The sequence below is a fragment of the Blautia sp. OF03-13 genome, assembly GCF_003460685.1.
Taxonomy (GTDB): Bacteria; Bacillota; Clostridia; order Lachnospirales; family Lachnospiraceae; genus Fusicatenibacter; species Fusicatenibacter saccharivorans.
In genome coordinates, this window is sequence record NZ_QTVR01000009.1 from 141,012 (window position 1) to 161,298 (window position 20,287).

16 protein-coding genes and 2 pseudogenes are annotated in these 20,287 nt (G+C 42.9%); 15 read left to right on the forward strand and 3 right to left on the reverse strand.

The annotated features are described in order from the left end of the window. Window positions 1-25: 25 nt before the first annotated feature. The 10 genes from DXA55_RS09010 to DXA55_RS17070 all read left to right on the forward strand — a co-directional run bounded on the left by DXA55_RS09010 (window position 26) and on the right by DXA55_RS17070 (window position 12,817). On the forward strand, window positions 26-838 hold the full coding sequence (locus tag DXA55_RS09010; RefSeq protein WP_227093632.1) for an SGNH/GDSL hydrolase family protein: 813 nt from the start codon (window positions 26-28) through the stop codon (window positions 836-838). A gap of 103 nt (window positions 839-941) precedes the next feature. Beyond that, a complete protein-coding gene (locus DXA55_RS09015; RefSeq protein WP_117509310.1) occupies window positions 942-2,318 on the forward strand; it encodes an MFS transporter in 1,377 nt (458 codons plus the stop codon). A gap of 23 nt (window positions 2,319-2,341) precedes the next feature. Next, complete coding sequence (locus DXA55_RS09020) at window positions 2,342-4,597, forward strand: beta-glucosidase (protein ID WP_117813819.1); 2,256 nt, start codon at window positions 2,342-2,344, stop codon at window positions 4,595-4,597. Between the two features lie 213 nt (window positions 4,598-4,810). Further along, window positions 4,811-7,621 (forward strand): alpha-L-rhamnosidase, encoded by a 2,811-nt coding sequence (locus DXA55_RS09025; protein ID WP_055267552.1) that lies wholly within the window; start codon window positions 4,811-4,813, stop codon window positions 7,619-7,621. A 14-nt stretch (window positions 7,622-7,635) separates the two neighbouring features. Further along, the gene (locus DXA55_RS09030; protein ID WP_055267537.1) at window positions 7,636-8,988 is read left to right on the forward strand and encodes an MFS transporter; all 1,353 of its coding nucleotides are present in this window, start codon (window positions 7,636-7,638) and stop codon (window positions 8,986-8,988) included. 266 nt (window positions 8,989-9,254) lie between these two features. Continuing rightward, window positions 9,255-9,611, forward strand: coding sequence for a family 78 glycoside hydrolase catalytic domain (locus DXA55_RS09035; RefSeq protein ID WP_010782296.1), 357 nt, complete (start codon window positions 9,255-9,257; stop codon window positions 9,609-9,611). Continuing rightward, window positions 9,608-10,702, forward strand: coding sequence for an alpha/beta hydrolase (locus tag DXA55_RS09040; protein ID WP_055267539.1), 1,095 nt, complete (start codon window positions 9,608-9,610; stop codon window positions 10,700-10,702). The genes DXA55_RS09035 and DXA55_RS09040 overlap by 4 nt, the downstream gene beginning before the upstream one ends. Before the next feature lie 681 nt (window positions 10,703-11,383). Further along, the gene (locus DXA55_RS09050) at window positions 11,384-11,995 is read left to right on the forward strand and encodes a hypothetical protein (RefSeq protein ID WP_117813821.1); all 612 of its coding nucleotides are present in this window, start codon (window positions 11,384-11,386) and stop codon (window positions 11,993-11,995) included. After that, window positions 11,980-12,420 carry an alpha/beta hydrolase gene (locus DXA55_RS09055; RefSeq protein ID WP_117813823.1) on the forward strand — a complete coding sequence of 147 codons (441 nt, stop codon included), beginning with the start codon at window positions 11,980-11,982 and terminating at the stop codon, window positions 12,418-12,420. The genes DXA55_RS09050 and DXA55_RS09055 overlap by 16 nt, the downstream gene beginning before the upstream one ends. Before the next feature lie 82 nt (window positions 12,421-12,502). Continuing rightward, window positions 12,503-12,817: a hypothetical protein gene (locus DXA55_RS17070; protein WP_010782299.1), complete on the forward strand. Its 315-nt coding sequence runs from the start codon at window positions 12,503-12,505 to the stop codon at window positions 12,815-12,817. A gap of 2 nt (window positions 12,818-12,819) precedes the next feature. Here DXA55_RS17070 and DXA55_RS09060 read toward each other — a convergent pair whose 3' ends face one another. Together DXA55_RS09060 and DXA55_RS19275 are read right to left on the reverse strand one after the other, a co-directional pair. Next, a complete protein-coding gene (locus tag DXA55_RS09060; RefSeq protein ID WP_010782300.1) occupies window positions 12,820-13,137 on the reverse strand; it encodes a hypothetical protein in 318 nt (105 codons plus the stop codon). 3 nt (window positions 13,138-13,140) lie between these two features. Further along, a pseudogene (locus tag DXA55_RS19275) lies at window positions 13,141-14,058 on the reverse strand (ParM/StbA family protein). A 220-nt stretch (window positions 14,059-14,278) separates the two neighbouring features. Here DXA55_RS19275 and DXA55_RS09070 point away from each other — a divergent pair. The 5 genes from DXA55_RS09070 (at window position 14,279) to DXA55_RS09090 (ending at window position 18,835) form a co-directional block, all read left to right on the forward strand. Further along, window positions 14,279-14,953 (forward strand): response regulator transcription factor, encoded by a 675-nt coding sequence (locus DXA55_RS09070; protein ID WP_014080778.1) that lies wholly within the window; start codon window positions 14,279-14,281, stop codon window positions 14,951-14,953. Beyond that, window positions 14,941-16,119, forward strand: a complete 1,179-nt coding sequence (locus tag DXA55_RS09075) for a sensor histidine kinase (protein ID WP_117813825.1) — start codon at window positions 14,941-14,943, stop codon at window positions 16,117-16,119. The genes DXA55_RS09070 and DXA55_RS09075 overlap by 13 nt, the downstream gene beginning before the upstream one ends. Before the next feature lie 116 nt (window positions 16,120-16,235). Then, a complete protein-coding gene (locus tag DXA55_RS09080) occupies window positions 16,236-17,306 on the forward strand; it encodes an ABC transporter permease subunit (protein WP_117813827.1) in 1,071 nt (356 codons plus the stop codon). Then, entirely contained in the window at window positions 17,303-17,959 is a 657-nt protein-coding gene (locus tag DXA55_RS09085; RefSeq protein WP_242998439.1) for a transporter, read from the forward strand. The genes DXA55_RS09080 and DXA55_RS09085 overlap by 4 nt, the downstream gene beginning before the upstream one ends. Before the next feature lie 3 nt (window positions 17,960-17,962). Then, window positions 17,963-18,835: an ATP-binding cassette domain-containing protein gene (locus DXA55_RS09090; RefSeq protein ID WP_117813829.1), complete on the forward strand. Its 873-nt coding sequence runs from the start codon at window positions 17,963-17,965 to the stop codon at window positions 18,833-18,835. Window positions 18,836-18,872: 37 nt separating this feature from the next. Here DXA55_RS09090 and DXA55_RS19280 read toward each other — a convergent pair. Continuing rightward, a pseudogene (locus tag DXA55_RS19280) lies at window positions 18,873-20,187 on the reverse strand (tetratricopeptide repeat protein); the annotation flags it as partial. Window positions 20,188-20,287: the final 100 nt, after the last annotated feature.

A 20,287-nucleotide genomic window follows, 5' to 3' on the forward strand; every position in this document is an offset into this window, starting at 1 on the left:
TGAAAATAATAAGGAGTTAGGGATTATGAAAAAGAAAATATTGAAGATTATCTTAAGTATCGTTTTAATTCTGATTCTGGCTGTGGGAATCGGCCTGACATATTTAGTAGGAGCAGCAGGCGGTGGAGGACCGTTTGATTTTGTCTGGAAGAACAAACTGAAAAAAATGCCGGGAAACGCAGAAAAATACAGTCTGGAAAATATAGAACCGTTAGAAAACAGCCCTCTTGAAGGGAAGCGTATCTGCTACCTTGGATCATCTGTAACCTTAGGTCTGTACTCAATGGATGTTTCTTTCGCAGATTATATCTCTTACAGAAATGGCTGTGAGTATGTAAAAGAAGCTGTAAGCGGTACTACTTTAGTGGATAACGGAAAGACGTCTTATATCCAAAGGATGAAAAATAATATCGGTACAGATGAGAAATTCGATGCATTTGTCTGTCAGCTTTCCACGAATGACGCGTCGAAGGAAATGCCGATGGGAGAAATCAGCAGTTCAGAAAATCTGGAGGATTTTGATACACAGACGATAACAGGAGCAATGGAATATATCATTGTATATGCAAAGCAGACATGGAATTGTCCCGTGATCTTTTATACCGGAACAAAATATGACAGTAAACAGTATCAGCAGATGGTAGATGTATTGTTTGAGCTTCAGGATAAATATGGAATAGGCGTGATCGACCTTTGGAATGACGAGGAGATGAATGACGTTTCTGAAAAAGAATATGAAGTTTATATGGCAGATCCGGTTCATCCGACGCAGGCAGGATATCTGGAATGGTGGACGCCTAAGATGGAAGAATACTTATATCAGTTTTTAGAAAGATGATTATTATATTAAGTTTCGTCGGTAAACTGCTTATATATCGTTGGTGATTTGCCCTTTGGAATTATTTATAATTGAATCAAACAATGAAAGGACGGATAACGAAATGGAAAATTCAGTTACAAAAAGAGAAAAAATCAGTTATGGTTTGTATTTTATGGGACAGAATGTATTCTATGGACTGGTAGGATATATGACTACATATTTTACAGATATCGGCATAACGGCAGCATTGGTTGCGATCGTGGCGCTTATCACGAAAGTGTGGGATGCCATCAACGATCCGATCTTCGGTATGATCATGGATAAGGTGAATTTTAAGAAAGGGAAATTCCTGCCGTGGCTTCGAATATCTGTCATAGCGATTCCGGTGGCAACTATTCTTCTTTTTATAATACCTACCGGGATTTCCATGACGGCTAAAATCATATGGGCAACACTTGCTTATATGTTATGGGATACAGCCTATACCCTTTGCGATGTACCGATTTTTGGTATTGTTACCACGATGACAATAGACCAGAAGGAACGTGTTTCACTAAACAGCATAGGAAGATTGTTTGCTATTTTTGCAGGTATTGTTACAGGAATTGCCCTGCCGTTGGTACGGCAGCGGTTAGGCGGCTGGTCAACAACAGTAATTGTGTTATCTCTTTTGTCATGTGTTATGATGATTCCGATTTGTCTGTTCGCAAGGGAGAGAGTAATTGAAAAAGAAAGAGTCCAGAATGACGGGGCAGAAGAAAGTTATACATTGCGAGATATGGTAGAATGTCTGCGGAAGAACAAATATTTATTGCTTTTCTTTGCGGCTCCGCTCATCAGCAGCCTGCTTAATGTTGGTGCAAATTGGGGCTTATACGTTGCCCGGTACTGCCTTGGCGGTGAAGAAGCTGCCTCATATGTTTCGATGGCGGTAATTATTCCGACCTTAATCGGTGCGGTTATGGCAGTAGAATTATGCAAAAAATATGATAAATTTAAAGTCTTCTATATTTCATATATTTTCGCGTTACTTCTGGGAATTGTAAGATTCATAGCCGGGTATGAGAATATGATGGTGTATGTGATTTTAAATGCCTTAGGAGGAATTCCGCTGGGAATAGCAGTTATACTGCAGTATCAGTTTACGCCGGACTGCTACGAGTATGGACAGTACAAGACAGGATTAAAAATGCGTGGTGTAACGTTTGCGGCGCAGACATTTTTTACAAAATTAAGTGGAGCGATCGCAACAGCAGTCAGTGTGTTTGCGTTAACTATAATCGGCTTCCGAGAGGGAGAAGGCGTTGTTCAGGCGGCAGGATTTGCCGATAAATTATGGACATTCAGCTGTCTTGGCAGCATTATCGGGGGTATTTGCACTCTGCTTATACTTCGTCTTTACAAGCTTAATGACCATGATGTCCAGCTGATGGCAAAATGCAATAATGGTGAGATCAGCCGTGAAGAAGCAGAGGCACAGATGATCAATCAGTATTAAGAAAAGAAAGGAGGACTTTTGCGATGGACAGAATAAAGGAACTGATTTCAAAAATGACGCTGGAAGAGAAGGCAAGTCTCTGCTCGGGCGCTGATAACTGGCATACGAAAGAAATCAAACGACTGAACATTCCGTCAGTTATGATGGTGGACGGCCCTCACGGACTGAGAAAGCAGGAAGGGGAAACGGATCATCTGGGATTGAATGAAAGTGTGAAGGCCGTTTGTTTCCCGGCAGCCTGTGCAACAGCCTCCAGCTTTGATGTTGACCTGATGGAACGGATGGGAGAGACGCTGGGAGCGGAGTGTCAGGCCGAGAATGTAAGCATACTGCTTGGCCCGGCGGTGAATATTAAAAGGAGCCCGTTATGTGGGCGGAACTTTGAGTATCTGTCGGAGGATCCATATCTGGCAGGTAGGATGGCATCGGCATATATCCGCGGAGTACAGAGTCAGGGCGTGGGGACAAGCATTAAGCACTTCGCACTGAATAACCAGGAAACACTCCGTATGACGATATCTTCCGAAGTGTCAGAACGTGCGCTCAGGGAAATCTACCTGCCTGCGTTTGAGGAAGCGGTGAAAGAATCAGCTCCAAGAACCGTCATGTGTAGCTACAACAAAATAAATGGAGAATATGCTTCGGAAAACAGATATCTTCTGACAGATATCCTGAGAAAAGAATGGGGATACAAAGGCTGCGTCGTCAGTGACTGGGGCGCTGTAAATAACCGTGTGAAAGGACTGCAGGCCGGACTGGATCTGGAGATGCCTTATTCCGGAGGATACAATGACAGACAGATTGTGAAAGCAGTACAGGAGGGAAGACTGGACGAAGCTGTGCTGGATGAAGCGGTGGAGCGGGTATTGAATGTTGTGTTTGCCGGTGAAGAGCAGCATCGTCCGGAAGATATATCTGATAAGGAAACAGATCATAAAAAAGCAGCTGATATTGAGACGGAATGTGCGGTCCTGCTGGAAAATAACGGTATACTTCCGCTGAATACAGACAGAAAGGTTGCCTATATAGGGGAATTTGCCGAAAAGCCGCGGTATCAGGGCGGCGGCTCCAGCCATATCAATCCGTTCAGGGTTGTTTCGGCATTGGATGCTGCCGGAGAAAAAGGGCGTAGCGTGACTTATGCAAAAGGATTTTCTAACGAAAATGACTCGATGACGGAACAAGAGCTGGAAAAAGCGCTTCGGACTGCTGCAGAAGCAGACGTCGCGGTAATCTTTGCCGGGCTGCCTGAGATATTTGAGTCGGAAGGGTATGACAGAACATCCATGAAGCTGCCAAAATGCCAGGACCGGCTGATCGAAGAAGTGTTGAAAGTACAGCCTAATGTTGTAGTGGTACTCCACAATGGAAGTCCGGTAGAACTGCCATGGGCAGACCGGGTAAGCGCGATCCTTGAAATGTATCTAGGAGGTCAGGGCGTTGGCGAAGCCTGCGACCGGCTGTTATTCGGGGAAGCAAATCCGTCCGGCAGGCTGGCAGAGACATTCCCGTACCGGCTGGAAGATAATCCGAGCTTCCTTCATTTTCCGGGAAATGGAAAGCGGGTGTTATATGGCGAGGATATCTTTGTCGGATACCGTTATTATGATACAAAGAAGGTTCCGGTGCGGTATGCATTCGGACATGGGCTGTCTTACACGGAATTTACTTATGGGGACCTGACTTTGTCATCGGCTCAAATGACGGGTGAGGATATACTGACAGTCTCTCTCAAGGTGAAAAATTCAGGAAAGACAGAAGGAAAAGAAGTCGTACAGTTGTACGTGGCTGACCTGTGCGGCATATCGGAGAGACCGGTCAAGGAATTGAAAGGATTTGCCAAAGTTCATCTCCTGCCGGGAGAGGAGAAAACGGTGTCGATGGAAATTTCGGCGAGGAATCTATCCTATTATGAAGAACGTCTTGGGGACTGGTATGCGCCATCCGGAACATATCGGATCCTGATCGGCCATGCTTCTGATGACATCCGCTTACATGCTGATGTTGTGTTTGAAATAAAGAAAAAATTGCCCCTTCGCGTAGATTTCACAACAACGTTCGGAGAATTATTGGATCATACGAAAACCGCTCCCGTTATTACGGAACTGCTGGCGCCTTTGGCAGCAGCGGCCGCATCAGCAGAAGGGATGAGTGACGAATACAAGAAGCTGGGAGAGCAAGTTATCCGGGAAATGCCGCTGAAATCTCTGCTGGGGCAGATGCCGGGAGAGCAGGTGGAACAGCTGATCGGGCAGCTGAATTGTTTACTTGCACAATAGGATAATTGAGGATGAGGTAGCGGTAAATGGTATTCGTAATATGGCAGAAGAGATTGTGTTGAAAGAATTGATTTACAGGTAAACAAAGAGCTGAAATCTTAAGCTTGGTAGGTAAAATGATGAAATTCCGTAAATGATTTTATGAGGCAAATCCATTATACTCGAATTACAGTGTACACAATGAAAAAAGGAAGGAGCTTAGAAAACGGCAATATGAATCAGATTTACGCAGCAAAAACAAATCATATCACGAATCCGGTGGGATTTTTACTGAATCCGGTGGTTTTTTCGTGGAAGGTCAGAGAATGCAGGGGAAAGAACCAGAGATGTGCCAGAATCCTTGTGGCAAAGGATGAAACCTTCGCGGATGTTCTTTGGGACACCGGGGAGGCAAAGCTCGACAGTCTGGCTGTAAAAGCGGAGATGAATCTGGAGCCTTGTACCAGATATTACTGGAAGGTAATCGTTACTACGGACGCAGACGAAGTGCTGGAGTCCGACGTACAGTTCTTTGAGACGGCAAAGAGGGACGAGCCGTGGGTGGGAAAATGGATTACCTGCGACAGCAGGATGGAACGCCATCCCATTTTCTCAAAGCGAATCATTCCCCGTGGAAAGGTAAAAAAAGCCCGTCTCTATCTCTGCGGACTGGGGCTTTATGAGGCATATTTTACGGATGGAGAGAAAACCGAAACAGATATTTTAAAATCCGCGAAAATTGGGGAAGAATATCTGACCCCGTACTGCAATAACTACAATCAGTGGTTACAGTATCAGACGTATGATGTGACCGCGCAGATGCAGCGCGAAGGTGTGTTGTCCGTTCTTTTGGGGAATGGGTGGTACAAAGGGAGGTTCGGGCTCAATCAGACAGAACAGAAAGGATTTTACGGCGACGAGTGGAAACTGCTGGTAGAGGTGCATCTGGAATATGAGGATGGCACACAAGAGATAATCGGCACGGATGACACATGGGAAGTGACAAGGAGCAATCTGTTTTTTTCCAATATATATGACGGGGAGAAACGGGATGATACCTTGGAACCTGTCGAACCTGTCAGCGCGCAGCTTGCGGAGGCGCCGCAGGGGCGACTGACGGAGCGGCTGTCCCTTCCGGTGACTGTGCATGAACAGTTTACACCGAAGGAACTGATTCACACCCCGAAGGATGAATGGGTGTTTGACTTAGGGCAGGAGATTACCGGGATTTTCAAACTTCATGTCCATGAGCCGAAAGGAAAAGAAATCAGAATCCAGACAGGCGAAATCCTGCAGGACGGATGTTTTTATAACGAAAACTTAAGAACCGCTTTGTCGGAATATGTGTATATCTCTGACGGGGAAGAAAAAGACATTGTTCCGCATTTTACATTTTACGGATACCGGTATGTAAAAATCAGCGGGGTAACCAATGTCTCCTGTGAAGATTTTACGGGAATGGCACTCTACAGTGATTACGAAGGTACCGGTAGTATACAGACAGGAAATGAACTGGTAAATCAGTTGATTTCCAATGTGGAATGGGGCATGAAGGATAATTTCTTAGATGTGCCGACAGACTGTCCGCAGAGAGATGAGCGCATGGGATGGACAGGCGACACACAGGTGTTTTCGGGTACGGCATGTTATCTGGCGGATACCTATGCATTTTACAGAAAATATCTGTACGATTTGTATAAGGAACAGCTGATTGCCGGAGGGATGGTTCCGGAGGTGGTGCCGACCTTCGGTCCGTCGAAATGTTCCTGTGCATGGGGCGATGCGGCCTGTATCGTTCCGTGGAATGTCTATCTGTTCAGCGGGGATGCTGCCATATTGGAACAGCAGTTTGACAGTATGAAGGCTTGGGTGGACTATATCCGTAAGGTGGACGGAGAGCACCACGGATGGAGACATTCCTTCCATTACGGAGACTGGCTGGCGCTTGACCGGGTGGGAGCCGCGGCGGGAAATGTATACGGAGCGACCGATGAAGGCTATATTGCGGATATTTATTATGCGGCAAGCGCGGAGCTTACAGCGAAGGCAGCGGCGGTTCTCGGGCGAAAGGAAGAGGAAAAACAATATCGGGAAATCGCCGAAAAACAATGGCGTGTGGTAAAAGAAGAATATTTTACCCCGACCGGAAGATGCGCGGAAAAGACACAGACGGGTCTTCTGCTGGCTCTGAAATATCATTTGTCAGAGGACGAAGAGCTGACCAGAGAGATGTTAAAGAAACTTTTCCGCGAGAGCAGAAACAAATTGAATACCGGATTTGTGGGAACCTCTCTTTTGTGCAATGTGTTGACCGATAACGGAATGACGGATACCGCCTACCGCCTGCTTTTGAACGAGGAGTATCCGGGGTGGCTGCACGAAGTGAAACTGGGAGCCACCACAGTCTGGGAACGATGGAATTCACTGGATGAAGACGGTAAGATATCCAGTACCGGAATGAACAGTCTCAACCATTATTCTTACGGGGCGATTCTGGAATGGATGTTCCGCCATGTGGGAGGAATCCATCTTTTGGAAGAATCTCCGGGAGGAAGAAGGATTGCAATTTGTCCGAATGTCCATTATGATTTGAGAAGGGCAGAGGCAGTGTATGATTCGGCCGTCGGACAGTATGCATGCAGCTGGGAAATTATGGAGGATAACAGGATTAGAATCAAAATTACGATTCCGTTTGGCGGAGAAGGCGAGGTGCGATTGCCGCATGCTCCGGAGATTCTGTTTGAAGATAAGACAAATCCACTATTCGCAACAGTGGTGAACGGTATTTGTTATATCACTGCAGGAAACTATGAAGTCGTATATGAGGCAACTGAGAAGTTAAAGAAAATATACAGCGTGGAGTCAAAGCTGGAAGATTTGCTGAACCATCCGCAGATACGGGCATTTTTGTCGACGATGACCGAGGTGGATATGATACCGGATGCGGTCTATGGACTGTCGTTTCGACAGGTGGCGGAGATGTTTTCCGGACCGATGGATGAAGGGCAGACAGAGATGTTGAATACAGCATTATCACAATATTAACGAGGAGAGAACAAATGAGTGAGAAGAGTAAAAAACAAAAGGTTAGTATCGTGGAAAAAATGGGCTTATTTATGGTATGTGCGGGAAATATTCCACTGATGGGATTATTGTCAGGATTCTTTATGATTTACTATACGAATGTGGTTGGTCTGGAACCGGCAGCACTGGCGACCCTGTTTTTAATATCCAAGGTGGTGGATGGAATCAGCGACCCGATTATGGGATATTTTCTGGACAAATTTCCGGTAACAAAAATGGGAAAATTTCGCCCTATGATTATTCTGGGAACAATCATCTGTGTTATAAATTATATTTTACTGTGGTTTGGCGCAGTCTGGATTCCGGTCGGAAAATATGTGATTGTGTATGTGACGTATCTGCTGCTGGGCTGGACGTTTGATATTATGGATATCTCCAAGAACAGTTTGCTCCCGGTCATGAGCGCGGATGACAAGGAGAGAAACAGTTTGTCACTTTTCAACGCGTTGGGAACAATGATAGGTAGCGCGGTACTGGCTGTGGCAGCACCGATTCTTGTGGCGGAAGGAACGTTACAGAACTATTACGTGTTAATTTTCGGTTCCATGGCCATGGTGTTGGTTTTATCTATTGCAGGGGCTCTTTGTGTAAAGGAAAGAGTAGCTTTTGAAGGAAAAAAAGAAGAAAGTTATACATTCAGGGAATTGTTACAGTTTTTGCGGTATAAACCTGTCTGGGCACTGTTTTTAGTGGCACTGGTAGTCGGGGTGGGCAGTAATATAGCAGGAGGAGCCGGCGCTTATTTTTACACATATATATTGGGTGATATGACGCTTATGTCAGGGGTGTCACTTGTTTCAATGATAACTGCTCTGGTGGGAATTTTCCTTGGACCAATTCTGGCAAACCGGTTTGGAAAGAAACAGATTTTTGTAATGGCAATCGTCGTATCCATCCTGTTTTCCGCACTGCGTTTGATTGATGTGAGATCTATGCTTTTGATCTATATTAGTACAGTGGCAGGAGGTGTGGCAGGCGGATGTATAGCACCGCTGACAACCAGTATACAGGCAGATAATACTACTTACGTGCAGTATAAAACCGGAAAACGTGCAGAAGCGGCGATCGCATCGCTTACATCTTTTATTACAAAAGTGGCGCAGGGACTCGGAGGAGCGATTCCGGGGTATGTATTGGCAGCTACAGGTTTTGTTACCGGCTCGGTTGCCCAGCCGGAGAGTATCAATACAGGAATTATCCTCTGCGTACTGATACTTCCGACTATCCTGACTGCCGCAGGGGCGATTCTTTTTGGTACACAGTATACGTTGGATAAAAAAGCAGTAGAGGAAATGCACACGGCAATCGCAGCGCGCAGCAATAAGTAACATATTGAAGGAGAATGCGATGGAACTGTCAAGATTAAAAGTAAACAACCACAGCGACGGATAACACCGGTGATACCGCCACCGCCACATCCTCCTTTGAAACAGGTTTTATGAAAAGGGAGTGGAGTGCGCAGTGTTGTTTGAAACGAGAATTGAGTATGAAGACGGCACATTTGAGACAGTTCTCTCTGACGATAAGTTGAAAGTTGCCGATGGTACAGTATGGTGAACCTGTGCGGCCGGTGAAAGAAGTGGAGGCGGTCGGTATGGAGGTAAGCCCAAAGGGAGAGACCATTATCGATTTCGGTCAGAATCTGGCAGGTGTACTGCGGGTAAAGGTGGATTTGCCCGCAGGAACAAAGTTGATACTAGATCACTTTGAGACCAAGGATTCTCAGGGGAATTATTTTAATAATATAGCTGGTGCTGACATGACAGGTCATACACAGACGGATGTATATATATCTAACGGGAAACCCGCAGAGTACAGACCGCATTTTACATATCATGGTTTCCGCTATGTGAGAGTGATATGTGATGCTCCGGTAAAGCCGGAAGATTTTACGGCAGTGGCGCACGCAGGACAATTTTGGGCAAGAGATAAGGAGGAAAAGAACATATGAAAATTCTGGCAATGATAATGCTCGTGCTGCTCATTTTAGCAGTCGGCTTTGTGGGGTATGTTTATAAGAAAAATGCGATGTTTCTGCCGGCACTGTTTGGCATCGGCGGTTTTCCGAATATAAAAAAGAAAGATTATTATCAGGCAGACGGAACATTCCGGAAAGCGGAAAAAGATGATAAAATGGCATTTTTTATGCAGCATCCGGTGTTTGGCGGCTATAAGCATATGTTTTTTAATGTTGAGGATAACGTGTTAAAAGCGATTGCCCCGGCAAAATATGCAGATTTTCTAAAAGCGCAGGGCAGAAGTGATCAGATGGAAAATGCACTGGAGGCTTTTAATTACCTGACCCGGCTTGTGGAAAGTGGAGAGGCGCAGTTGATTTCCGATATTAACTCGAAAGAAATGATAGAACAGAATCCATATCAGTCTCATTTGACCGGAATGTTTTACAAAGGAAAGCAAGGAAAACCGTTGGCGGTGGTCGTTCCCGGAGGTGGATTTATCAGTAATGTGACGGACTGCGAGGGATATCCCGTGGCAATGAAATTACACAAGTTGGGGTACTCCGTATTGGTAATCAGTTACCCGATTGGCAAACAGCTGGGAGAAACGGAACATGAAAAACAGGGGCAGGCAGCGGTCAGGGAGCTGGTGCAGGTAATCCGTTATCTGAAGGAGCATGAGCAGGAACTGTCTGTGGATATGGATGACTATGCGATATTCGGTTTCTCGGCAGGCGGCATGATGACTACGGCATATTCCTTCGCAAATTACGAGGACTGCTGTCACAAAGTAAAACTGCCGAGACCGAAAGTGATTTTCCCGATGTATGGTCTGGACTGGAATGTGAAAGCGCTTGAGCAGGATAAGGGACTGGCGGTATTTTCCATCGCAGGGCGCGAGGATGAATACGGATTCGGAAATGTAGAGAAGAGACTTCCGCAATTGAAATCCGTGTTGGGTGAGGACAATGTGTCTGTACGGATTTACGATAATCTCGGACATGGATTTGGTATTGGTTCCAATACCATAGTACCTCATTGGTTTGAAGAGGCAGTGGAATTCTGGGAGGCACATCGGAAATAATTTTTTCAAGAACAGGAAGAGTGAATTTTGAGAGGTCAAGTGTTTTATAAAATTATAAAACATCTGACCTTTTTTAAAGATGTTGGGGTCAAAAGCCCCCAACTATGATGCCTACGGATTGTTCCGTGCTTTGCACTCCCACAATCCTCCCAATTATTCGCAGAGTAGTCTCGGAAACTCAATAAATAATTGATATAATTCAGAGAGTATTCCAGCAAATCAGTAATACAGTGGTTTGCGAGCGGAGGAGATGATGTTTAGAAGAGCTGCAGTAAAAAAAGACATGGTAAGCAGCCATCTTGAATGAGAGCTGAAACAAACGCTATTGGGGAAAGAGTCCGCTTATATGTTGGATAGTTATCCATGGCAGAATCAAGGCACATATTTGATATGTGCAGGTCGGGCATGTGTTTTTCAAATTCATGGAAAGCTACCAGAAAACTGACAGAATCATGTCTTTTGGCACTGGTAAACCGCAAAAGGAGTGGAATATCAACGTGTAGTGAATGGCGCACAATTCACGAGAAATGACAATAGTTTTTTGGAAATTTGCTGAAAAAATTTAAAATCCCTCTCTGAAAATGGGAGGAAACGAAAAAAGTAACAAGTACAAAAAGAGCGGAGATTCGGGTTTTATGGAGTTTCCGAGACCGTTCTGAAATAGATAAGGAGGAAAAAAACATGGGTAAGTACAAAGGGCTGTTCTGGCCGGCAATCTTAGGCGTCAAGCATATGCCGAAGGTAAAGGAATCGGAGTTTTACAATGTCGCGGGAGGGTTCCGCAGGGCTACGATCAATGACAAGATTGCGTTCTTCCTGCAGCATCCCGTATGGGAGGGCAGGCCGGAGCTTTTTATGAAGACCGGGTCGCCAAAGGAAATATATGCCATGTCAGGCATGAGCGTCCATGGTTTGTGCAATCTTATCGGGCAGCCCGCACAGGCGCAGAGCATCGTGGATGGTTTCAACTATGTCGTGGAGCAGAAAGGGCTGAAAAAGGTGCATTTCATCAGCGGGCTTTATGCGGAGGATGAGGTAAGGCGTGATCCCGACAAGGGAAAGGTACAGGGGATCCTGTTCCAGGGGGAGCCAGGGAAGCCCGTGGCTGTGCTGATTGCGGGCGGCGGGTTTGACGGCGTAGCCTCTTATTTGGAGAGCATCCCGGCAGCCATGGAGCTGCACAGGAGGGGATACAGTGCGTTTGTGCTGGTCTACCGTGTGAATGTGGAGCTGCATGAACCGAACCGCAGGCCAAGGGCGGGGAGGCATCCAAGGATGTGCTGCCGGCGGTAAGGTATCTGATAGGGCATCAGGCAGAGTACGGCTATACGATGGACGGCTTTGGTATGTTCGGGTTCTCCGCTGGAGGCCTGATGACGACAGCCTACGCATTTTCTGATTATAAGGACTGCTGCCATAAACATAATCTGCCAAGGCCCGCCGCCATCTTCCCCATCTATGGCCTGCACTGGGAGCTTAAGGTTCACGAGGAGGACAAGGGGCTTGCTATATTTTCCAGGGTCGGGCGGGATGACCCTACCGGTTTTGCGGCCGTGGAGAAGATCATCCCGGACATCAGGAAAGCGCTGGGGCAGGAAAATGTCGATATCGTCATGTATGATAAGCTGGGTCATGGCTTTGGCCTGGGGATAGATACTGCGGCAGAGGGCTGGCTGCGGGATGCAGTCGCATTCTGGGAGGAGCATCGGAAATGTTGATTTGCTCTTCACGGATTTCAACTGTTGTTTGTGCCGCGGTGCGGCATGTCCGAAAGCGTGGGAGAACAGGAGAAATGACAGTATGGGACAGGTAAAAAACAATGATTCTTTTTTGGGCAAGGCTGAAAAATTAAAGCCTGTGCTGAAGCACAGGATGCTCCGGCCGGTGGGCGTTGTGTCCTTTGAGCGGAAAAAGGCGGACAGCGGGGCGGATTTCTGGAATACGGTGGGAATTGAGCGGTTGGGGATCCTCTCCGTTATGTTATCGGACGAGCCTCTCGCATATCGTGGGATTGTCATCCCACTTTTAGGCTCATATTGGGGCGGGTCCCAAGGCCTTTCATCCACTTATGAGCAAGCTCATGTGGATTTAGACCTTTTGACCTTGGCATCATGACATTACCTGATTTGGGGCTCCCTTTGCGCCATGCCTGCAGTCAGTCCGGAAAGAAAAAGTGGCAATGCCTGTTTCAGACTGTTTTCCACTGCATCTACAATCTGTTTCACAAAAAGTTCTTCCCGTTCTCTTGTTTCCAGATAAGGATCAGCCCGTGTGCGGTAGTAGCGGTCAAAATAATCTACCAGTGCAAGAGAGATTACCTGACTGTAAGATTTAAAATCCTGCCTGTCCATTGTCTGTAAATATTCCCAGGCTCTCCGCTGCTGTTCTTTGTCCAGATTAAAACGCAGGTTTGTGTTGCGGATATTGTTCTGCATGGTTTATCCCCTCCTTTTCAGGCTCATATAAGCAAGAGATTCGTAACCTTTAGCGGTGGCGCAGATGTCATCAATGATGGTGACTCGTGATTTGTCATACGTTCCGAAGTTACGGAACAGGCATCCACCGCCGCCAACCACATACAGGCGCATCAGGTCAGGATTGTATTCATATTTGCGGAGCGTGGAAAAAAGTTCTGCCACATACTGTCTGGCAATAGAACTGATACAATCCAGATATGGTGCTGAAATGTCAGCTGTTCCAAACCGCAGAATCTGTTCTACTGTGGATTCTTCAATTTTCACTCCGAATTTGTCCAGAACAGCGTTCTTTGCAGCAATCATGCATTGGTTTACACCAAGTTTTTCTGTCCAGCATCGGCTCTCCTGCGCTTTCTTATTGTTGATATACAGAATGTTCATGGTTCCGTTTCCGATATCTGCAAGGAGATTGGTTCCCTTGAAATCTCCAAGTTGGTTTACGATAGCCGGATACCCCTGTGGGTAAAGGCTGCATCCCACAAAGTGGAGATGATACTCTTTGCTGTTAAAAAGGTAACGGACTTCTGGATTCTGGAGCAGATAGGAACGAAAAGCTTCTCTTTGAGTTCAGATCCATGTCAGAGGGAGTCCGGCAGCCAGATGAACATCTGCTTCACGGATGGAAAAGACATTCAGTTCCCTTGCAATAGCCATTAGCGTCAGAAGATAATATTCTTCGTCCATAGCTTTATCCGGGATAAATTCTTTGTGTCCTTCGCCAATCCGGTAGTAAATGCCGTTATATTCCAGAATATTCCCGGTGAAGATTGGTTCGGTTTCATAGGCTTTGATGCCGGTTGGTGTGACGATGTTTGCTGTTTTCATATTGCCGTAGCCATGATCTACAGCAATGATTTTTGTGTTTCTGAGTTCTCGCATAAAAAATACCTCCGTTTTCGTATTGATTGATTCAGCAGGTCGTACCGGTGTGGTACTGCTCTGCTGTGAGATAAGCATACGAAGATCGGAGGAAAAAGGCATTGAGGGGAAATTGAGCAGGAATTGAGAAAAAAGATATATTGTGCTTACGTTCTTCATGTACTCTTGTTGTGATTTCATTGTTTTTTATCGTATAATATGGATACTGGAGGTGGTTTGGATGAAATACAAGATTTTAGTTGTCGATGATGATAAAGAATTGGTGAAAATGCTTTGTAGTTATTTTAATATGAAACAATATGAAACCATTACGGCTACAGATGGAATGGAAGCATTAAATAAAATAAAAATGAAACCGGATATTATTTTGTTGGATATCAATATGCCACGCATGGATGGGATTGAAGTATGTCGTCTGATACGCAGTAAAGTGTTATGTCCAATTTTATTTCTAACAGCAAGAGTTGACGAAGATGATAAAATTAATGGGTTGCTTTCAGGTGGGGATGATTATATTACGAAACCATTTAGTCTTCGGGAGTTGGAAGCGAGGATTGTTACAAACATAAAGAGAGAAGAAAGGCATCAACAAAAAACGGAATACCGTTTCATGGATGAAATGCTGATTGATTATTCTGAAAAAATAGTAGCTATAGCTGGACACAGGATGGAGTTCACAAAAATTGAATATCAGATTATTGAATTCTTATCCATGCATCCAGGGCAGGTGTTTGATAAAGAACGTATATATGCACAAGTCTGTGGATATGATGCGGAAGGGGACAGTAGAACGATAACGGAATTAGTACGGCGTATAAGGAAAAAAATAGCGGATTATTCAGAAAAAGAATACATAGAAACTGTATGGGGGATTGGATACCGATGGAAAAAATAAGAAACTTGTCACTGAAAAAAACAATTCTGCTTTATTTTGTGATCAGCTTAACGGCAGCATTTCTGTTATCTGGATTTACAGTTCATTTTGCAAGAAATATGCAGAATAAAATATGGGAAAAATATATTGATTATGCAGATTATACGGACGTGTTTCAGCAATATGGAAAGAAATACGAGATTGAGACATCAAGACCTAATCAATCACAGATGAATCGTTTGGACCATCATCTTTCGGAAATGTGTGACTTTATGGAAACATATTCGGTACTGATTTTTTCGATTGTTGGGAGTGTTGTTGCGGTATTCTTTTTTTATAAAAATAAGTTAAAGACACCTCTACAGGAACTAAAAGATGCCTCACAAATGATTGCAGATAATGAACTGGATTTTCATGTGTCCTATGAAAATAAAGATGAGATGGGAACTTTGTGTAAAGAATTTGAAATGATGCGAAGTGATTTATCAGATAACAACAGAAAGATGTGGCGAATGATTGATGACGAGAAGGCTTTGCGGAATGCAATTGCACATGATATACGTTCTCCACTTTCCATATTGCGTGGGTATCAGGAAATGCTCTTAGAGTTTGTTTCTGCTGAGAGTATAAAAACAGAGGATGTTATTGATATCTTACAAACAGGCATGTATCAGATTGACCGTATAGAGCATTTCACGGAAAACATGAGAAAAATGTCCCATTTAGAACAGAGGGAACTGCAATGCTCAGAGATAGAATTATCGGAACTGGCAAAAAAGATTGAGGCAGAAGCTGCCATGCTGTCCAAGAAGGAAAGTAAATTATGTAAGGTAGAAAGAGTGCAGGAACAAAACATTGTGAAAGTGGATGAGGAACTTGTCATGGAAGTGACAGACAACTTACTGGAAAATGCGGTTCGATATGCACAAAAAAGTATTGCTTTGCAGATAAAGAAAAAGGATGGTTTTCTTATAATTTCTGTTGAAGATGATGGAATAGGATTTGTGGATACTGAGGAAAAAGTAACAGAACCATTTTATCATAAGAATCCACAAGATGATTTAAAGCATTTTGGCCTTGGTATGTATATTTCTCGTATTTTCTGTGAAAAGCATGGAGGAAATTTGAAAATATATAATGCCAGACAAGGCGGTGCTCATGTAGAAGCTCTTTTCAAAGCTGAATAAAAATACTTTATAAGGCTGAAATCACAAATAAAGTGGTTTTAGTCTTTTTTGTTGTGAATTTATTGAGAATTGATTTGTATGATGTTGTTAAAGAAATAAAGAAAGGAAGAGATACAATGAAAACAATCATAAAAAGAAGTATACTTGATTATTTAAAGAACCCTGTTTTGTGGATTGGCTTGATTATTATAGTTGCCAGTATGTATCAATGTCTGTCATCGTATTTGCAAATTCATTATATCAAACAGAATGAACAGGTCACACAAAATGATGTAGAATTGGAAGATGCCGATGTCATGGATGGGTACATTCCCACATCTGATGATAAAGAAAGAAGAAGGGAGTGGGAAGATACGATCAAAGAGACGTTAATGGACACCTCCCAAAATGGTTTTGGATTTAGCAGGCAGGAAGCGGATCATGTAATGAAAGAAATTCAGAATATGGATGTAAAGACTGCTTCTGAGTTCCTGGAATCCCAATATGGCTATTATAACGCAATATATGCTTATGAGGACCTTGAAATTCATAAGGGGACAGCAGAAGAAATCAATCATTATATCGAGCGGAAATTATCCGAACATTCTTTTTCCTGGTACTTTGCCAAAAAATTTACGGATTTTGCAGGATTGCATATGGCCTTTTTTGCAACAGTCTTGCTATCATTTTTATTTATTCAGGATACACGAAAAAGTACCTATGAATTATTACATACAAAGCCTGTTACGGCAATCCAATATATATGTGGGAAAGTAATAAGCGGATTCATTAGTATGCTGGGAGTATTAGTGATTTTGAATGTTATATTCTTTATGCTGTGTTTGAAAACGTCTTTAGAATCGGGATTTCCGGTAACACCAATTGATTTTTGCGTGAATTCTCTGATCTATATTGTGCCGAATCTTTTGATGATATGTTGTGTCTATACAATTACAGCATTAATATTTAAAAATCCGCTTCCGGCAGCACCAGTTTTGTTTTTACACATTATATATTCAAATATGCTGACCGAGAAGAATGATATTTATTATATGAGACCGTTCTCTATTATGGTGCGATTTCCTGGCAGGTTTTTTGAAACACATGCAGCCAAAATGTCAAATATAAATCAGATTATGCTTGTGATCGCATCTGTTATATTAGTATGTATTTCTGTTACAATCTGGAAAAGGAGGAGGGTTCATTGAAAACGGAACTCAAAAACTGCCTGTCGTTATATAAGATTTTTTATTCATGTGCATTTATACTGATATTGTGTGTTATTCATCCGATTATATACTATGAAGAAATCGGTTCAGCAATTCAGTCTCCAATAGCATTTTTAACAATTATTTTTTGTAGTGACACATATTTGATGGAAGTAAAAAGTAAGCGTGCCGATGTATTTCATTTGTATGATCAAAAAAAGCAGTTAAAAGTAATATCGCAGAGAGTGGGCGTTCAAATATTATATTTATTAATACTTTCTTGTGTTGGATATGTTTTGTTTTTCTGGCAAAAACCGGGCGGTGTAAACGAAGGCATTTCGGGTATTCAGATATTTCTTTTATATTTCATTGCAATGTTTGGAACTATCTGGTTTTGGAGTATATGCACTGTGATTTTGTGTACATTGCTTCGAAATATGTGGGCAGGTATTGGATGTTTATTTGGAATTGTCATTGGACTTATATCAAAAGCGGGAAGTTCATTTTTCGGAAATCTGGGATTGTTTTCTTTCAGCTTTTGTGAACCTACTCAATTAATGTCAAAGAGTTGGATTTATGGAACGCTTGTGTCTTTTATAGCGGGGCTGTTTTTATTTGCAGTATTACCAATGGCTTTAAAGAAAAGAGGATAGATTATGAGTATTAGAATAAATGATTTAACAGTTAGATTTAAAAATGGTGTAGTTGCAGTAAATAAGGCATCTCTTGAAATACCCAAGGGAATTTACGGACTTTTGGGTGAGAATGGTGCTGGAAAAACCACTTTGATGAGGGTTCTTACAACCGTTTTAAAACAAACGGAAGGAATGGTTTCCCTTGATGGAATTCTGTATAACGAGGGAAATTATGAGAAAATACAGAAAAAGATTGGTTATCTTCCACAGGAAATCGACTTATATCCGAATCTTACGGTGAAAGAATGTCTTGTATATATGGGGGGACTGTCAGGAGTATCCAGAAATGACCTCGAACAAAGAATTACCTATTATCTGGAAAAGACTTCTCTTACAGAGCATCAGAATAAAAAAATGCGGCAATTATCTGGTGGTATGAAGAGACGTGTCGGACTCATACAGGCACTTCTTAATAATCCGGATTTTTTGATTATTGATGAACCAACAACTGGGTTAGATCCGGAAGAAAGGATTAGGATCCGCAATCTTCTGGTTGATTTTTCAAAGGATAGAACTGTGCTGTTTTCCACTCATGTAGTAGAAGATTTAGCAGCAACCTGTACACAGCTTGCCATTATGAAAAAAGGGAATTTTTTATATTCCGGAAGCGTGAGTGGATTGCTGGAAAATGCAAAGGGCTGTGTTTGGAATTGTACGGTACAAAATGCAGAAGAAGCCCGTTTGTTAGAAGCCAATTATTCTATTTCATCTAAGCAGTATGTAGAAAATGGAATTCATATGAAAATATTAAGCAAAGGAAAGCCAAATGAGAAGTGTGTCCCGGATAATGATATCACTTTGGAAGATGCGTATATTTATTTGACGAATAGTTGAATATAACGGCGGGCAAGTTGCCCGCCGTAAATTGTACTTATTTTGTTAAAAGACCGGATAGAGTTTTTCCAATGGAAAATCCAATCTGTGGATATAACTCCTGAATCTCCAGATATTTTGCTTCAATCATTTCAGGCTCATCAGCCAGATCTTTTCATATATTTTGAAAGCTTTTTTAAAATGTGTTTTGGCGTGTGAAAGATTGGCGGTCATCAGATAAATGGTTGCAAGGGTTTCCTGTACTTTGGCATAATCCAGACATTCATCGGAATGGTATTCCTTGATGATGCCGGATAATTTTTGCAATTCGGAGATTCCTCTTTCGGGTTCCTGCTGTTCTGTCAGGAACATTGCATAATTGGCAATCTGAGGTATGCTGTCATTTATATGAAGCAGGTTAAATTGGTCAAGCAGTGAGATACTTTTTTCCATGTGTTCTCTTGCAAGATCGGGATGACCGTTCATGCGGTAAAGTCCACCGAGATTGACATGAAGGTTGGAAACAAGGCGAGCATTGTCAGCAGTGATATTTTCTATCTGGGCAAGTGCATCCTTTTCCAGTTTTATTGCTTTTTCTGGCTTGATTTCAAGAGTAGCCTGAAAATCCAGTAACAATGCCCGGTCAGAATCGGTGCCAATGTCTTTAGGCTTCAAAAATTTTTTAATTCCTGAATGATTTCTTTCATACCTTTCTGGTAATTATAATTATCCATATATGGAAAAACATTTTCCAGAAAAAGTAGATATTTTGGTATATCATCTTTTTCAATCAATTCTATGATGTTTCCTGCTGTCTGAAACAGCTTCTTGTAATAATCGACTTCAATTTCATGCATTAAACATATTTTCTGTAAAGAATCCAGTAATATGTGACAGCTACTTACAGATGGTTTTGTCTCTGAAAGGGCAATTTCCTTAATCATAGGATGCAGGGAGATTGTGTGACGTGTAGTTGTCTGCACAAAACCAGTTTCAATCAAGTCGTTAATTTCATTTAAGGTAGGCAGTTCCAGCCATTTGACGAATATGCGGGCAGAAATACCAGTGTAAGGAAGAAAACACAAATTGCACATGATATCCTGCTGTTTTCGGGATAAAGCATATAGTGAAAATAGAGTATGGATATGACTATAATAAGTGGCTTTACTGCTTTGACCATCCTTGATTATCTTAATTTTATCTTCATTATCGAGAGATGCTCTTTCTTCCTGAAGTTTTGCTAATAACTGACCTGGAGTTGAAATTCCATTTTCCAAAAGTTTTGCAGCCAGTTCTACAGCAAAAGTATGATAGTGTACGGTCTCTATGATTTTTTCGACGGTCGAACGATACTTGTCTGCTTCTGAATGAAAAGTCTAATCCCCCAGCTATGCTGGGGAGAATAGAGTAGTCGGAAGTGGTGAGGATAACAAAATAAAGCCTCCTGTGATAGAATGAGAATGGTGTCGCAAG

What these genes read in the sequence shown, in the direction of transcription:
- DXA55_RS09010 (WP_227093632.1), top strand. Translation starts at nt 26, where the DNA reads ATGAAAAAGAAAATATTGAAGATTATCTTAAGTATCGTTTTAATTCTG.
- DXA55_RS09015 (WP_117509310.1), top strand. Translation starts at nt 942, where the DNA reads ATGGAAAATTCAGTTACAAAAAGAGAAAAAATCAGTTATGGTTTGTAT.
- DXA55_RS09020 (WP_117813819.1), top strand. Translation starts at nt 2,342, where the DNA reads ATGGACAGAATAAAGGAACTGATTTCAAAAATGACGCTGGAAGAGAAG.
- DXA55_RS09025 (WP_055267552.1), top strand. Translation starts at nt 4,811, where the DNA reads ATGAATCAGATTTACGCAGCAAAAACAAATCATATCACGAATCCGGTG.
- DXA55_RS09030 (WP_055267537.1), top strand. Translation starts at nt 7,636, where the DNA reads ATGAGTGAGAAGAGTAAAAAACAAAAGGTTAGTATCGTGGAAAAAATG.
- DXA55_RS09035 (WP_010782296.1), top strand. Translation starts at nt 9,255, where the DNA reads ATGGAGGTAAGCCCAAAGGGAGAGACCATTATCGATTTCGGTCAGAAT.
- DXA55_RS09040 (WP_055267539.1), top strand. Translation starts at nt 9,608, where the DNA reads ATGAAAATTCTGGCAATGATAATGCTCGTGCTGCTCATTTTAGCAGTC.
- DXA55_RS09050 (WP_117813821.1), top strand. Translation starts at nt 11,384, where the DNA reads ATGGGTAAGTACAAAGGGCTGTTCTGGCCGGCAATCTTAGGCGTCAAG.
- DXA55_RS17070 (WP_010782299.1), top strand. Translation starts at nt 12,503, where the DNA reads ATGGGACAGGTAAAAAACAATGATTCTTTTTTGGGCAAGGCTGAAAAA.
- DXA55_RS09060 (WP_010782300.1), bottom strand. Translation starts at nt 13,137, where the DNA reads ATGCAGAACAATATCCGCAACACAAACCTGCGTTTTAATCTGGACAAA.
- DXA55_RS09070 (WP_014080778.1), top strand. Translation starts at nt 14,279, where the DNA reads ATGAAATACAAGATTTTAGTTGTCGATGATGATAAAGAATTGGTGAAA.
- DXA55_RS09075 (WP_117813825.1), top strand. Translation starts at nt 14,941, where the DNA reads ATGGAAAAAATAAGAAACTTGTCACTGAAAAAAACAATTCTGCTTTAT.
- DXA55_RS09080 (WP_117813827.1), top strand. Translation starts at nt 16,236, where the DNA reads ATGAAAACAATCATAAAAAGAAGTATACTTGATTATTTAAAGAACCCT.
- DXA55_RS09090 (WP_117813829.1), top strand. Translation starts at nt 17,963, where the DNA reads ATGAGTATTAGAATAAATGATTTAACAGTTAGATTTAAAAATGGTGTA.